Raw genomic sequence first — 820 nt, 5'->3', positions numbered from 1 at the left:
CACCAGCAGGCTCAACGGTGACAGTAACCATTATCGATAAAGAGGATAAGACACAGACAGTGACCACCACGGTGAAAGAGGACGGCAGCTATGAAGTAGAGGTGCCAGAAGCCTTGCCAGAGGGTGAGTATAAGGTAACAGTAGAAGTGACCGATCCCGCGGGCAATAAGGGTGATAACAACGGTAAAGGCACCATTGACACCACAAAACCGACCATTACCGTGGACGCGCCAGAAAGTGCTGTAGTTGAAGCTAGCTCAGAAACTATTACAGGCTCAGTTACTGTGAATGATAGTAATGGTGTTAAACAAATTACTGTAAATGGTCAAGATGTGACAAACGCCACAGTCGCTACCCCAGTTACCATTACTACCGACAAAGGTACGTTAAAAGTAACAGGTTATGAGGCAAGCACAGGGGTAATCAGTTATGAATACACAGAGGGCAATAAAGCACACAATAACAAAGATCAAGCGGTGACAGACAGCTTTACTGTGGTTGCTACAGATACAGCGAATAACAGCCAAAGTAGCAGTTTAGTGGTTAATATTACCGACTCTACCTTAACGGCGGTAGCAGATAAGGATGAAGTAACGGCAGGTGTGAAAGTAGTCGCCTCAGGTAACGTATTAAGCAATGATGTTCAGGGAGCAGATAGCCCAGTAGTGGTTAGCAATGCGGGTACGCTTACTGGAAACTACGGTAGCCTGACCTTAAATGCAGACGGTAGTTATAGCTATACATTAGATAGCGCGAATGCAGCGGTAGAAGCCTTGAAAGGTAAGAGCGATACCTTAACAGAGAGCTTTAGCTATACCAT

General features: G+C 45.5%; 1 protein-coding gene. It reads left to right on the top strand.

Translation table 11 applies throughout. The annotated features are described in order from the left end of the window. On the top strand, positions 1 to 820 hold an 820-nt coding region (locus EV694_RS10880; protein ID WP_207859792.1), incomplete at both ends, for an Ig-like domain-containing protein.

Origin of the sequence: Volucribacter psittacicida (assembly GCF_004339025.1) — a bacterium.
Taxonomy (GTDB): domain Bacteria; phylum Pseudomonadota; class Gammaproteobacteria; order Enterobacterales; family Pasteurellaceae; genus Volucribacter; species Volucribacter psittacicida.
Note: the sequence above shows the minus strand (reverse complement) of the source record. Positions and strands in the feature narration are given on the sequence as shown.